Source organism: Flectobacillus major DSM 103 (assembly GCF_000427405.1).
GTDB lineage: Bacteria > Bacteroidota > Bacteroidia > Cytophagales > Spirosomataceae > Flectobacillus > Flectobacillus major.
The window spans coordinates 568,686-583,818 of sequence record NZ_KE386491.1 but is presented as its reverse complement, the minus strand read 5'-3'; the positions used below and the strand labels follow the sequence as shown (position 1 = coordinate 583,818).

The 15,133-nt window shown below is 39.8% G+C and carries 13 protein-coding genes; 10 read left to right on the top strand and 3 right to left on the bottom strand.

The features are described 5' to 3' along the window. The first annotated feature begins 180 nt into the window (after positions 1 to 180). The 10 genes from FLEMA_RS67455 to fabV all read left to right on the top strand — a co-directional run bounded on the left by FLEMA_RS67455 (position 181) and on the right by fabV (position 11,765). Entirely contained in the window at positions 181 to 405 is a 225-nt protein-coding gene (locus FLEMA_RS67455; protein ID WP_044170787.1) for a hypothetical protein, read from the top strand. Beyond that, positions 398 to 2,656, top strand: a complete 2,259-nt coding sequence (locus FLEMA_RS67450; RefSeq protein ID WP_310587201.1) for a histidine kinase dimerization/phospho-acceptor domain-containing protein — start codon at positions 398 to 400, stop codon at positions 2,654 to 2,656. The genes FLEMA_RS67455 and FLEMA_RS67450 overlap by 8 nt, the downstream gene beginning before the upstream one ends. Then, a complete protein-coding gene (locus FLEMA_RS77320; RefSeq protein WP_310587239.1) occupies positions 2,638 to 3,105 on the top strand; it encodes a sensor histidine kinase in 468 nt (155 codons plus the stop codon). Before FLEMA_RS67450 ends, FLEMA_RS77320 begins: the two co-directional genes overlap by 19 nt. Positions 3,106 to 3,148: 43 nt before the next feature. Then, positions 3,149 to 3,535: a response regulator transcription factor gene (locus FLEMA_RS0104275; RefSeq protein WP_026994398.1), complete on the top strand. Its 387-nt coding sequence runs from the start codon at positions 3,149 to 3,151 to the stop codon at positions 3,533 to 3,535. 208 nt (positions 3,536 to 3,743) lie between these two features. Next, entirely contained in the window at positions 3,744 to 5,642 is a 1,899-nt protein-coding gene (locus FLEMA_RS0104270) for a propionyl-CoA synthetase (protein ID WP_026994397.1), read from the top strand. An 89-nt stretch (positions 5,643 to 5,731) separates the two neighbouring features. Continuing rightward, the gene (locus FLEMA_RS77270; protein ID WP_262486508.1) at positions 5,732 to 5,863 is read left to right on the top strand and encodes a hypothetical protein; all 132 of its coding nucleotides are present in this window, start codon (positions 5,732 to 5,734) and stop codon (positions 5,861 to 5,863) included. A 413-nt stretch (positions 5,864 to 6,276) separates the two neighbouring features. Further along, positions 6,277 to 8,172 (top strand): acetate--CoA ligase, encoded by a 1,896-nt coding sequence (gene acs, locus FLEMA_RS0104260; protein WP_026994396.1) that lies wholly within the window; start codon positions 6,277 to 6,279, stop codon positions 8,170 to 8,172. A gap of 430 nt (positions 8,173 to 8,602) precedes the next feature. Beyond that, entirely contained in the window at positions 8,603 to 9,250 is a 648-nt protein-coding gene (gene pdxH, locus FLEMA_RS0104255; RefSeq protein ID WP_026994395.1) for a pyridoxamine 5'-phosphate oxidase, read from the top strand. 262 nt (positions 9,251 to 9,512) lie between these two features. Continuing rightward, positions 9,513 to 10,367 carry a glycosyltransferase family 2 protein gene (locus tag FLEMA_RS0104250; RefSeq protein ID WP_026994394.1) on the top strand — a complete coding sequence of 285 codons (855 nt, stop codon included), beginning with the start codon at positions 9,513 to 9,515 and terminating at the stop codon, positions 10,365 to 10,367. Positions 10,368 to 10,574: 207 nt separating this feature from the next. Next, positions 10,575 to 11,765, top strand: coding sequence for an enoyl-ACP reductase FabV (gene fabV / locus FLEMA_RS0104245; RefSeq protein WP_026994393.1), 1,191 nt, complete (start codon positions 10,575 to 10,577; stop codon positions 11,763 to 11,765). Positions 11,766 to 11,964: 199 nt separating this feature from the next. Here fabV and bshB1 read toward each other — a convergent pair whose 3' ends face one another. The 3 genes from bshB1 to FLEMA_RS0104230 all read right to left on the bottom strand — a co-directional run bounded on the left by bshB1 (position 11,965) and on the right by FLEMA_RS0104230 (position 15,091). Beyond that, entirely contained in the window at positions 11,965 to 12,684 is a 720-nt protein-coding gene (bshB1, locus tag FLEMA_RS0104240) for a bacillithiol biosynthesis deacetylase BshB1 (protein WP_026994392.1), read from the bottom strand. A 58-nt stretch (positions 12,685 to 12,742) separates the two neighbouring features. Next, positions 12,743 to 13,843 carry a peptidoglycan DD-metalloendopeptidase family protein gene (locus FLEMA_RS0104235; RefSeq protein WP_026994391.1) on the bottom strand — a complete coding sequence of 367 codons (1,101 nt, stop codon included), beginning with the start codon at positions 13,841 to 13,843 and terminating at the stop codon, positions 12,743 to 12,745. Positions 13,844 to 13,972: 129 nt separating this feature from the next. Beyond that, the gene (locus FLEMA_RS0104230; protein WP_044174301.1) at positions 13,973 to 15,091 is read right to left on the bottom strand and encodes a M23 family metallopeptidase; all 1,119 of its coding nucleotides are present in this window, start codon (positions 15,089 to 15,091) and stop codon (positions 13,973 to 13,975) included. Positions 15,092 to 15,133 lie beyond the last annotated feature (42 nt).

Genomic DNA, 15,133 nt, shown 5'->3' with positions numbered 1-15,133 from the left:
TTATGAGGGTAAAATAGCGGTAAAACAAAAACTCTACCAACTTAGCTAAGTAATTGCCTATTTTTTATTAAATAAATATTATTTGTTATTATTTTGCCGATGTCATAGTGTATCTGTCGATAGGCCAAATTTTAATGACCAAGGTATTTAGCCAAAAGCCAATACCTATTTCCTAAAAACATGAAAGAAACCCTAAAAGAGCAAAAATTAATTGTTGTGAGTTGCCTGTTTTTGCTATTATTCAATTTCCCGATTATTTCAATCTTCAATCTGGAAACACAGGTAGCAGGTATTCCTTTACTTTTTTTCTATGTTTTTTCTCTTTGGATTATCCTTATTGTGGTGATATACATCAATGTCAGAGAGGTAAATAAAAACCAAGATAACTCCCAACCCGATGAATAGCGTAATCTTAGTTTTAGCGTCCTTGCTGTACCTGGCATTTTTATTTGGGGTTGCTTACTGGGCCGAAAAACGCTCGGAAAGAGGCAAAAGTTTGGTTACCAACCCCTACATATACGCTTTATCTTTGGCGATTTACTGTACCGCTTGGACATTCTACGGGTCGGTGGGCAGGGCAGTAAGTCATGGTATCGAATACCTATCGGTATATATTGGCCCTACCCTCATGATGCCCCTGTGGTGGATAGTAGTACGCAAAATTATCAGAATATGTAAAGTATACAGAATCACGTCGATAGCTGATTTTATTTCGTCGAGATACGGCAAAAATGTAACCCTTGGTATTATTGTTACCTTGGTGTGCCTCATGGGTACATTACCTTATATTGCGATTCAACTAAAAGCTATTTCGAGTAGTTTTAGAATACTAACAGGTACTAGCGATCCCAAGGTTCAGCATATTTTTCTGGACGACCTTACTTTTTATATTGCTATTGGCCTCGGCATTTTTACCATCATTTTTGGTACTCGCAAAATAGACTCCACCGAACGCCACGAAGGAATGGTTGCGGCTATTGCGGCAGAGTCTATTATCAAGGCATTGGCTTTTTTGGTAGTTGGCATTTTTGTAACCTACGGTGTATTCAATGGCTTCGGCGATATTTTTAACAGAGCATCGGCTATTCCAAGTATCAAACAACAATTGTTGATGACCGAATCCTCGGGCGAATACTCTACCTGGTTTTGGCATATAGCATTATCGATGAGTGCCATTATGTTTTTGCCTCGTCAGTTTCAGGTTGCTGTTGTAGAAAATGTCAATGAAAAACATTTGAACAAAGCCATGTGGCTTTTTCCATTGTATTTGTTGGTTATCAACATATTTGTATTGCCTATTGCTTTTGGTGGAGCATTGATTTTTCCTCATAACAATGTCAATCCCGACAACTATTTGTTGGCAATACCACTCAAATTCGATAAAAAGTTTCTAGCTCTGCTAACATATATAGGTGGTTTTTCGGCTGCCACCAGTATGATTATTGTAGAAACCATAGCCCTTAGTATTATGGTGTCTAATAGCTTGGTAATGCCCGTTTTGCTGGCTTTTCCATCGGTAATTAGTAAGTATGGCAACAATTTGAGCCAATTGGTCAACAATATTAGGCGTGTCAGTATTATCATTATTTTGTTGTTGGCCTATACCTATGCCAAGGCTATTGCCCAATATTTCTCGTTGGTATCTATAGGAATGGTGTCGTTTGCGGCTGTTGCTCAATTTACACCTGCTATTATTGGAGGGCTATATTGGAAAGAAGGCACCAAAAAAGGGGCTATCATTGGTATTGTTTTGGGTACATTTATTTGGTTTTATACGCTCGTTTTACCTTCGCTTATTGGAGCGGGTATTTTTCCTCAGTCGATTTTAGATAAAGGTTTATGGGGGTTTTCGGCACTAAAACCTTTTGCTTTGTTTGGTTTAGAAGGTATGGATACCATTTCGCATGGTCTATTCTGGAGTATATTTTTCAATTTAGGATGTTATCTTACTTTTTCGATGCTTACCAAAGCAACCTCTATCGAGCTTAATCAGGCTGTAACGTTTGTCGATATATTCAGTCATTCTAAATTTAGCGATAATACCACTATTTGGCGTGGAACGGCCTATTTGCATGATATTAGAACCTTATTACTAAATTTCTTTGGTGAAAAAAGAACCGACCGAGTGCTTCGGCTTTTTGCCCAAAAACACAACCTCAATCTTGAAAATAAAAAAGCCGACCCTAAATTGGTTACTTATTCCGAAAAACTGCTAGCAGGGGTAGTTGGCACGGCTTCGGCAAGAATCATGGTGGCATCGATTTCTAAAGAGGAAAACATTTCGATGGATGAAGTAATCAATATTTTACGTGCCTCACAAGAACTGATGGTCAATAACAAAGAACTTCGACGCAAATCCATTGAGCTAGAAAAAGCTACCTCCGAGCTAAAAGAAGCCAATGAAATACTGAAAAGAACCGATAAACTCAAAGACGATTTCTTGTCGACGGTAGCCCACGAAATCAGAACACCTCTTACATCTATTAGGGCTTTGTCTGAAATTGTGTACGATAATCCTGATATGGATCAAGAAGAAAGAGAACACTTTTTAGGCACAGTTGTAAAAGAATCTGACCGCCTGAGCCGCTTGATTAATCAGGTACTTGACCTTGAAAAATATGAGTCGGGACGACAAAAATTACCAAAGAGAAAGTAGATATTCAAGATATTATCAAAGACAGTATTGAAACCCTTTATCAGCAAGCCAAGGAAAAAGGCATTAAGATTGTATTTATTCCAGACAGATTTGCACCAAAATTTGAAGCCGATAGAGATAAATTAATCCAAGTTGTTGTAAATTTAATATCAAATGCCATTAAATACTGCGAAGCAGACCGAGGCGAAATTCAAATTGCCACACACTATGTAGAAGGAGCTATTTATACAAGTATTCAAGACAACGGAGCGGGCATTGCCAAAGAGTTTCAGCGACTAATATTTGATAAATTTTTCCAAGCAGAAGACCAAACTATCAAAAAACCTAAAGGAAGTGGCCTAGGGTTGGCTATTTCCAAAAAAATAGTTGAATTGCATCAAGGACAAATTTGGGTAGAAAGCGAAGTAGGACACGGCTCAAAATTTACCTTTATGCTCCCTGTTTTTTAGAATAATTTATTGGTACACGCTACCAAGCAAGCACTATTTCAAGATGAAAGAACAATTAAAAGTATTAGTAGTTGACGACGAGCCAGGCATTTTGATGTCGCTTGAATTCCTGATGAAAAAAGAAGGATATCAGGTATTTATTGCTCGCGATGGAGAGGAAGCTCTTGACATCATTGAACGTGAAATTCCATCAATTATATTATTAGACATCATGATGCCCAATGTTGATGGTTATGAGGTGTGTCATTTTGTAAAAGGAACACTCAAGCTGAGTCATATCAAAATAGTATTCTTGAGTGCCAAAAATAAGGAATCTGACATGGAAAAAGGTTATGCCTTGGGTGCCGACCTATACGTACCTAAGCCATTCTCTACCAGAACATTGGTATCAAAAGTGAACGCTTTGGCTCTAGGGATTGCGACTAGCTAAGTTTAGCTAATTTTTTCAGCGTTTTTTATAGGTAAGTCTTAATTTAGTAGATACAAAAATATCATTATTTTCCAGATAGACTTACGAGGAAATAAATGCTCAAAAACCAACATTTATGTTGAGCATTTAGGTGTTTTTTTTTATAATAAATACGCTTCAAAGTCTATATTCAATATTATAACAAAACAATATTATAAGCTTATAATCAATGTCTTACGCAGAAAAATACCAATTCAGCATCGATAACCCCGAGGCTTTTTGGGCAGAACAGGCTACTAACATTTCGTGGTTCGAAGCACCATGTCAAACCCTATCTATCGACGAAAAGGGTTTCTACAGATGGTTTAAGGGTGGCAAGATGAACACGGCCTATTTGGCCTTAGATTACCACGTAGCAAATGGTCGTGGCAACCAAATAGCCCTTATTTATGACTCCCCTGCTACCAAAAGTGTAAAAAAGTATAGCTATAGTGAATTAACCAAAGAAGTAGCTAAATTAGCTGGGGGCCTCAAAGCCTTAGGCGTTGGCAAAGGCGACACCGTTGTGATTTATATGCCAATGATTCCTCAGGCTGCAATGGCCATGCTTGCTTGTGCTAGGCTTGGTGCTATTCACTCGGTAGTATTTGGTGGGTTTGCTCCACACGAATTGGCTGTCAGAATCGATGATGCTAAACCAAAAGTTATTATTTCGGCATCGTGTGGTATCGAGTTTGAAAAGGTTATTGCTTATAAACCCCTCTTGGACGATGCCATTGATGCCTCCGAGCACAAGCCTGCTCACTGTGTAATATTCCAAAGACCACAAAGTCAAGCTTCGCTTATCGAGCCAAGAGACATCGACTATGAAACATTAGTACAAAACTCGCCAGAAGCTCCTTGCGAAATAGTAGATGCCACCGACCCACTGTATATATTATACACTTCTGGTACTACAGGCAAGCCCAAAGGGATTGTTCGTGACAATGGCGGCCATGCTGTTGCGATGCACTTTTCTATGCGAAATATCTACAATGTTGAGCCTGGCGATGTGTACTGGGCAGCCTCCGATGTAGGCTGGGTAGTAGGACATTCGTATATTATTTACGCTCCTCTTATTTATGGCTGCACTACTATTTTATTTGAAGGAAAACCTATCAAAACACCCGATGCAGGTACTTTCTGGCGAGTAATAGAAGAACACCAAGTAAAATGTTTTTTTACAGCCCCAACAGCTTTTAGGGCTATCAAAAAAGAAGACCCTCATGCTGCACTCCTAAAACAATACGATATTAGCTCGCTAAAAGCTATTTATTTGGCAGGCGAACGCTGCGACCCCCCTACTTTGGAATGGCTTCAGGAAATATCTCAACTTCCTGTACTTGACCACTGGTGGCAAACCGAAACAGGATGGGGTATGGTAGGCATCGAGGCTTTTCCTGTGAAAGCTGGCTCTGCTACTAAGCCTATCTGTGGATTTGAACTAAAAATCCTCAACGAAGCTGGCGACGAACTTGGCCCCAATCAAGACGGTTATGTTTGTATTAAATTGCCAATGCCCCCAGGTTGCTTACCAACACTCTGGAACGACGACGAACGTTTTAAAACTTCGTACCTAAATACCTTTGAAGGGTATTACCTTACTGGCGACGGAGGCTATATCGACCAAGATGGCTATGTATTTATTATGGGGCGTATCGACGACGTTATCAATGTAGCTGGACACCGCCTTTCTACTGGAGCTATGGAAGAGATCATCGCATCGAACCCTGCCGTGGCCGAATGTGCTGTTGTGGGTATCGGCGACGAACTCCGTGGACAAAGACCCGTCGGCTTTGCTGTCCTAAAAGATGGACAGACTATCGACGAAGCTACTTTAGAGCAACAAACCATTGCACAAATTCGTGAGCAAATTGGTGCTGTAGCTTTTTATAGAAATACTATTTTGGTAAAAAGATTACCCAAAACTCGTTCAGGGAAGATTTTGAGAAAAATCATACGACAAATTGCCGATGGCGAAAACTTTAGCGTACCTTCTACAATCGACGACCCTGCTATTTTGACCGAAATTGCTGCAAGATTAGAAGAACGAAAAATTGGTGAGGCTTTTGCCAATGTGAAAAACTAAATTCACCGTGTATGCCCAATCGTAATTAATACTTTAAAGCATACCGATTCATATCAAAACTTATTTCAAAACAAAACTATCATAACACTATGAGCACAGAAACCGAAAAAAAACCAAACTGGATACTCAGAATCATTATTGCGGCGGCTATTATTGGAGCAGCCATTTGGCTTGTCAATGTTGTATCAAGCAGTGAAATAGAAATTGGTGGAGGACACTAATCAGTAATATATTTCGTACCAAAATAAAAGTCAGTATTTCTATAAGAAATGCTGACTTTTATTTTTTACCCTCAATCATGATTTTATATCCGAAAAATCAAAACGCAACATACTTCAACAAAAAGTACAATTTCCTTTAATTTATCTTCAAAAAGTACAAGTCGACGCTTTTTTTTGTATTCTATCTTCAACATATAGAATTTTAGCAATAAAATATATATTAAATTAGCATAAAACCCTACAAAGTATAACAATCCAGAAAGAATCATCTTGTATTTTTACAGTATAAAATTTAACAATTCGTACCTTCTTTACATTCCTGTCATTTTGACTATGTAAACAGAACCTTTTAGCATAATAATAAGGCAAGCTGAAAAAAGAAACAACCGACAGGCCAAAAACATAATCACGCAATGGACTTAAAAATTAAATCATTCGAAGACTATCAGGAGAAATATCAGTACAGTGTTGAAGACCCAGAAGGTTTTTGGGGCGAAATTGCTCAAAACTTTTATTGGAGAAAACCTTGGAGAAAAACCTTAGAATGGAATTTTACCGACCCTAAAGTGAATTGGTTTAAAGGTGGAAAGTTGAACATCACCGAAAACTGCCTAGACCGCCATCTGGCTACTAAAGGTGACCAACCTGCTATTATTTGGGAATCTAACAACCCCGACGAAGCCGCTCATACCATTACTTATAAGGTATTGCACGAGCAAGTTTGTCGTTTTGCCAATGTTTTGAAAAAAAACGGTGCAAAAAAAGGTGACCGCATTTGTATTTATATGCCAATGATTCCTGAGCTAGCTATTGCTGTTTTGGCTTGTGCCAGAATTGGGGCTATCCACTCTGTAGTATTTGGAGGATTTTCGGCTCAATCTATTGCCGACCGTATCAACGATGCCGAATGTAATATCGTTGTAACTTCTGATGGGGCTTTCCGTGGCAACAAAGAAATTCCGTTGAAAGCCACCGTAGACGATGCCCTTATCCAATGCCCTTCGGTACAACGTGTTATTGTATCGACTCGTACTCGTACACCCGTTTCGATGCTCAAAGGCCGTGACTGCTGGTGGGAAGATGAAGTAAAATTGGTGTCTGCCGACTGCCCTGCCGAAGAAATGGACTCTGAAGACATGCTGTTTATCCTTTATACTTCAGGCTCGACAGGCAAGCCCAAAGGTGTAGTACATACCTGCGGAGGGTATATGGTGTATTCGGCCTATTCGTTTGCCAATGTATTTCAGTACGAGCCAGGACAAGTACATTTCTGTACGGCCGATATTGGTTGGATTACTGGGCACTCTTATATTGTTTATGGCCCATTGGCTTGTGGAGCTACTACCTTGTTGTTTGAGGGCGTTCCGACGTATCCTGATGCGGGTCGTTTCTGGGATATTGTAGATAAACATAAAGTAGATATTCTTTATACTGCCCCAACGGCCATCCGCTCGTTGATGTCTTATGGCGATCAGTATTTAGAAGGTAAAGATTTAAGCTCGTTGAAAGTTTTAGGCTCGGTAGGCGAACCTATCAACGAAGAAGCTTGGCACTGGTACAACGAAAAAATTGGGAAAGGTAAATGCCCAATTGTAGATACTTGGTGGCAAACCGAAACAGGTGGTATTTTGATTTCGCCTATTGCCAATGTTACCAAAACCAAACCAGCTTATGCAACTCTTCCGCTTCCTGGGGTTCAGCCAGTGTTGGTCGACGAGCAAGGCAACGAAATCGAAGGAAATGGCGTTTCGGGTAACTTATGTATCAAATTCCCTTGGCCTTCTATTATCAGAACTACCTATGGCGACCACGAGCGTTGTCGTCAAACTTATTTCTCTACTTACAAAAATCTTTATTTTACAGGCGATGGCTGTTTAAGAGACGAAGATGGCTATTACAGAATCACGGGGCGTGTAGATGATGTAATCAATGTTTCGGGACACCGTATCGGTACTGCCGAAGTAGAAAATGCTATCAATATGCACCTTGGCGTGGTTGAATCGGCGGTTGTTGGGTATCCTCACGACATCAAAGGCCAAGGTATCTATGCGTATGTTATTTGCGAAAAGCATATCAACGATGCAGACCTAACTCGTAAAGATATATTGGCAACTGTTACCCGTATCATTGGGCCAATTGCCAAGCCTGACAAAATTCAGTTTGTGAGTGGATTACCCAAAACTCGTTCAGGAAAAATTATGCGTCGTATTTTGAGAAAAGTAGCCGAAGGCGAAACTGCTAACTTAGGCGATACCTCTACCCTACTCGACCCATCGGTAGTAGAAGAAATCAAAACAGGTGCGTTATAAGTAGGAATACCCCATAGCTGGTGTAACTATGTCTGCTTATATTATTATCCACAATTAATGACAATCAAGGCTCGGTGTTCAAGTCAGAACATCGGGCCTTTTGTATTTCGGTGTGCAAAATCATTTCTATAACTACCCAAAATCATCTTGTATCGGTTGTGTTTTAGTAGAGAAGGCTGTAATATTGCGGCTAGCAACGTAAGGTAACTTATAAAGCCTCTTCAACGATTTAATGATACAGTTGATTAAAACCTGACAGCCAATTCAATAGTTATAGGACTGACGGTTTTCTGATTACTGTATTTTATTATAGCGTATTACGCCAAATTTTGCTTAACGTTTCATAAAATATTCTTGGAGTATTTTTCCTGAACAAATCGCTAAAATTGGTATTATAACATTATAAATGCTTTTCTAAACAATTATCGTTATGAATAAAGTTGATCTTGCAGCCTTGCGAGAAAATTATACAAAAGGTAGCTTAGACGTTAGCGACGTACTGCCATCTCCTATTCAAGAGTTCCAAAAATGGTTTGAACAAGCTGTTGATAGTCAAATCCTTGAACCTAATGCTATGCACGTTTCGACGGTGTCTAACGAAGGTAAACCTTCTTCAAGAATTGTACTTTTAAAATCATTAGATAGCACAGGATTTACTTTTTATACCAACTATTTAAGTAGAAAAGGAACAGAATTGGCCGAAAACCCACACGCTTGTATTACCTTTTTTTGGGGTGAGCTAGAGCGTCAGGTAAGAATAGAAGGGCTTATCGAAAAAGTAAGCGAACAAGATTCGGACGAATATTTCAGTGTGCGGCCTCGTGGTAGCCAGATTGGGGCATGGGTATCAAATCAAAGTATGGTTATCGACAACCGAGAGGTACTTGAGGAACGAGAAAAAAGTATTGTGGCCAAATTTGAAGGCAAAGATGTACCTCGTCCTCCGCATTGGGGAGGTTATCGACTCGTACCTCATTACATCGAGTTTTGGCAAGGGAGACCATCTCGCCTTCATGATAGAATAGCTTATACGCTTACTGAAAATAATCAGTGGAAAATTGAGCGTCTATCTCCTTAACATACAGCTACCAAAACACTGATATACAAATCTATTATCAACAGACACGATATACCACAATGTATTTTTCCCTCAGCGATACCGTGTCTGTTGTATAAAGTACCAACAAGATAGTTCAAGATTTATGTGCTTGCTGTCAAGCCCAAAAGCTAAAACAAGCCAAACCCTTTATCACCAATTTTCTGTCAAAATACTGCCTAATCTTCACTTGTATTTATCCTATTTTGTACTTAAATTGCTCTTATACTAACCAAAAAGACTCATGAGCTTTTTTAAGAATCCAGCATGGATTAGTCAATATGATTATCCTTACCAGCGGGTCGATGACATCCCTGAGCATGTATATGCCCAAATTAATCAAAAATTAGCCAAACTTACCCAGTCAGACAACCCAGAAGTAAGTATTGTCATTGCAGCGTGGAACGAAGAAGTAAATATGCTTCCTACGATTGGCTCATTGGCCGATACCGTTACCAAAATCCCTTTTGAAATACTGGTAGTCAATAACAATTCGACCGACCGTACGCAAGAGGTTTTGGACAAACTCCTGATTAGAAGCTGTAATCAACCTATCCAAGGTTGTGGCCCTGCACGCCAAATGGGCTTAGAACAAGCCAAAGGTAAATATATTCTTTCGGCCGATGCCGACTGTATTTACCCACCACTATGGATTGATAAAATGATTGAAGCACTACGCCCCAACGACGTAGCTTGCGTATATGGCCGTTATTCGTTTATTGCCAATGAAACAACACCTCGTTGGAAATTGGCTATTTATGAAAAAATGAAGGATATTATTGCCGAGCTAAGGCAATTAAAAAGGCCCTATCTCAATACCTTGGGCATGACCATGGGCTACAAAACAGCCGATGCCCTAAAGGTTGGCTATGTAATGCGTCATGTACGTGGCGAAGACGGCCGCTTAACCTTCGACCTCATGCAATTTGGGAAGGTGGTTCAGGTAAAAAGCAGTAAAATACGAGTATGGACGGGCACACGTACCCTAGACAAAGATGGAAGCTTTTTTGACATGGTCAAAAACCGAATCGTCAAAGAATTCAAAAGGTTATTTAGTTATTTAAAGCCTCTTCCTCCTCACGATACCAAAACTTCATGAAAAACTTTAACGCTAGTTGATATTGCTAATCGGCTAGCGTTTTATTTGATAAACCTACCTATTTTATCGTAGTAAATCCTATCGAAAATTTAGTAAAACTTGTGTGCTACACGCAACTTTTGTACTTTTATCGAACGAAAATACTGAAATATTGCTACCGCTGTAATATTTCACCCCTTTGCATAAATCACAAAAACAATATTTGTAATGATTATTGAACCAAGAATGCGCGGATTTATCTGCCTTACAGCACATCCAAAAGGTTGTGAACAAAATGTAATTAATCAAATCAACTATATCAAAGCTAAAGGCAAAATCGACGGGCCTAAAAGAGTATTGGTAATTGGTGCGTCTACAGGTTTTGGCTTGGCTTCAAGAATTACCAGTGCATTTGGTTCTGATGCCTCAACGATTGGTATTTTCTTTGAAAAACCAGCAGCTCCAGGCAAAACAGCTTCACCAGGCTGGTATAATACCGCTGCTTTTGAAAAACAAGCCCATGAAGCTGGTTTGTATGCAAAAAGTATCAATGGCGATGCCTTTTCTAACGAAGTAAAAGAAAAAACGTTTGCTTTAATCAAAGAAGATCTAGGGCAAATCGACTTGGTAATATATAGCTTGGCTTCGCCAGTAAGAACCGACCCTACTACTGGTATTACTCACCGCTCGGTTTTGAAACCTATCGGAGCTCCTTTCAAAAACAAAACTGTTGATTTCCACACAGGCAACGTAACCGAAATTTCAATTGACCCTTGTACCGAGCAGGATATTGAAAATACAGTAAAAGTAATGGGTGGCGAAGATTGGGTTATGTGGATGGACGGCTTGAAAGAAGCTAACCTTTTGGCACCAAATGCTCTTACTGTTGCTTATTCGTATATTGGCCCAGCTCTTACCGAAGCGGTATATAGAAAAGGAACTATCGGGCGTGCTAAAGACCACTTAGAGGCTACTGCCTTTACGATTTCTGACAAGCTTGCAGATATTGGTGGAAAAGCTTATGTTTCGGTCAACAAGGCTCTGGTTACTCAGGCTAGTTCGGCTATTCCTGTAATTCCTTTGTATATTTCATTGCTTTATAAAGTTATGAAAGAAGAGGGAATTCACGAAGGTTGTATTGAGCAAATCCAACGTTTGTTCCAAGATAGACTTTATAGCACATCAGGTATTCCTACCGACGATAAGGGTCGTGTAAGAATAGACGATTGGGAAATGCGTGAAGATGTTCAGGCAAAAGTAGCAGTACTTTGGGAAGAAGCTACAACCGAATCATTACCTGCGATTGGCGACCTAGAAGGTTATAAAACAGACTTCTTTAATCTGTTTGGCTTCAAGGTAGGTGGTATTAATTACGAAGAGAGTGTTGAGGAAATTGTAGAAATTGCTGGATTGCAGTAGTTTTGCCCCTAATAGCAAAATATGAATCGTCCTGAATTTAGCTTTGCGGCTAAAGATGTGTCATCCTGATATTTAACAAACAAGGCGTTCGAAAAACTAATTTCGAACGCCTTGTTTGTTCTAAATATTCGGGATAACTTTTGTTTTCATATTAAATTTCAGAATCACAATTCACTAAATTCAGGATGACTCATGTTATTTATAATAAGCTATGTAAATCTGTCACTCCGATTCGCTTATAGCTGGTATATCCTTCTCCAAAAGTAACACCAATAGCATGTCCCATTTCTCGATTACGAGCTTCGATAAATTTCAGAAACTCAGGCGACGATAAGTATGAATTAGGCTCTGTAGACTTAGGGTCATAAAACTGACTTCTAAACGCACGTATAGAAGCTTCTTTTTGCTCCCAATAAGGCGTAATATCTACAATAAAATCAGGTTGAACGTAGCGGTCTTGAATATAATGGTACACATTTTTAGGTCGCCAAGCTTGCTGAGGCGAGCCATCCTCCTCAAAAGTTTCAATCATTCGTAGGCCAGCCTTAAAGCAAGCATCTACGGCCAACTCTCCACCCTTGATATGGTCGGGATGACGGTCAAAAATAGCATTTGCCAGAACAATTTCTGGTTTATAGCGACGAATCGTCGCAATAAGCTTCATTAAATGAGCTTCGTCGTTTACAAAAAAACCATCTCTAAAGCCCAAGTTTTCACGAGCATGAATACCCAATATTTTGGTAGCCGCTTCCGACTCCGCCAACCGAATTTCAGGCGTTCCTCTTGTTCCTAATTCGCCTCTTGTAAAATCTACAATGCCGACTTTTTTGCCTTGTGCTATATGCGAACAAATTGTTCCTGAACAGCTTAATTCTGCATCATCGGGATGTGCAGCCATTACCAAAATATCTAATTTCATTCCTTAACTTTACGTATTTACAGAAAACTAATGGTCTCAATCAATTTTGTTTTCAAAATTAGTTAATTCTTAGTCTTCTTCCTACTTTGAGTCGAGTAGATGTACTAATCCCATTCATTTTTGCAAGTTGCTGTATCGAAATATTAGCCAAATTGGCAATTGAGCCAAGGGTATCCCCTGCCCGAATAGTTACCCATGTAGTTGTAGTTATTTCCTCTTCATTTTCTACGTTTTCATTAAACTCGTTGGGCAAAATTTCGCCGTAAGTATCAAAAACCCTAGCCGAGATAAGTACATGTTGGTCAACAGGCTTGGTATCTTTTCCAGCAAAATTAAATACGTAGGTTGGGTTAAATGCTTTTCCTTCATATCGGGTTTCGTAATGCAAATGAGAGCCCGTACTATGCCCTGTACTTCCGCCTTTTCCGATAACATCACCAGCTTTGACAAAATTTCCAGATTCGTAGTTTTTGGCAGAAAGGTGACCATATACTGTTTCGATACCATTGTAATGACGAACCACCAAGTATTTGCCATACCCTCGCCCATCATACCCCGAAACTCGCACAATTCCGTCGAAGGTTGTATGAACAGGGTCGCCAGTGTCTAGATCCAAATCTACCCCTGCATGTAACCTCCGCCATCTGGGGCCAAAATTAGATGTAATTTTGGGAGCATTCAGTGGCGAAGCCCAGCGATAGCCAAGGCTTTCGTTATAAAGTTCTATATCAACGACTCCTTCAAAATTTTTTATATTAATCCCATAAGGGTCGATATTTTTTGACGACCAAATAGAATAGTACGTAGCCACCATAGCCACATCGTCGGCACCATTAATTTTAACCGACTCTATTACTTCAACAGGGCGAAGCTCGCCCTCATCTACCGAGGTAGTATCAAATGCACTAATCGTTGGGTTTAGTTCACGGCGAGGCTCAAAGTGGCCATGAGTAGTTTCGGGAAGCGTTTCTTGCCGAACATTCTCAAAATCGTTCTTGATTCGTAAAGGAGGCAAAAAATCATCATTTTTCTTTGACTGCGGCGGGGTACTAATTGTCCTTTTAGGAATAGGTGTCTTCTTGTTGTACCGCCCACTTTCTTGAGCAGCAACACTTTTTACTGATAATACAACTACTAAAAATAGCACTAAATTCTTCATACGCTCGGAAATTTGAGCTATAACATTCAACACAAAAACATAAAAAAAGGGTTATAGCTTATAACTATAACCCTATTGTATGTACTATTATTTTATGGATGCTCAAGATATTTGCCTAAACAACCTTTCTTAATGTATTCTCAAACGTCTTCCTACTCTCAAATTCGACGACAACCTCATTCCGTTCATTTTGGCAAGACGCTCTACCGAAATACCTGCACGATTGGCAATAGAGTGCAGGGTATCGCCCGAGCGAGCCACCGTCCATGCAGTACGGCGAGTAGCAATTTTGTTACCAGCATCGCCATATTCATTACCCAATGCCAAGCCATAAGTATCGAAAACTCTAGCCGAAACTAATAAATGTTCAGAAACAGGCTGTGTACCCTCACCTGCAAAATTAAACACATAAGTAGGATTGAATGGATTACCCTCGTAGCGAGTTTCAAAGTGCAAATGCGAACCTGTACTTCTACCAGTATTCCCTCCTTTTCCAATTTCATCACCTGCTTTTACATACATACCAGATTCGTATCCTTTACGAGAAAGGTGGCCATAAAGGGTTTCTAAGCCATTGTAATGACGCACCACCAAGAAATTACCATAGCCGCCGCCATCATAACCCGAAACACGTACAATACCATCAAAAGCTGCGTAAACAGGGTCGCCCGTTTCCAAATCAATATCTACCCCAGCATGCAAACGCCCCCATCGAGGGCCAAACTGCGATGTTAGTTTAGGTGCGTTGGTTGGAGCCCCCCAATAGCGTCCTTGTTCTTTGTTGAACAACTCCAAATCCACAACATCGTCAAACCCTTTGGCATCAATACCATAAGGGTCGATATTGTTGGTGTCCCACACAGAGAAATAAGAGGCTACTGTTACAAAATCATCGCTTCCTGAAGGCTTCATTTCCTCCTCTATCTCTATTACCAGAGGCTCACGCTCATCGACAGAGGTAGTGTCGAAGCTACTAACGGAAGGGTTGATAGCACGAACAGGCTCAAATTTTTCAGCAGCAGCCGATGTTGTAGCCTGCTTATCTACAACTTCAAATTCATTTCTAAATTGAAGCTTAGGCAGTTCATCTAACAACTCATCCTGCTTTTTTTCTTTTTCCTTGTACAAACCCGTATTGTCTTTGACCTTGATTTTGGGATTATTTTTAAAACTCCCTTTTTCTTGAGCCAAAGCCAATAAGGCGGTAAACGTAAATAGTAGTGTAAGAAAATTACTTCGTATGCTCATTGGATTGTATTTATAGTTATTCCGAAGTATATAGGACAACAT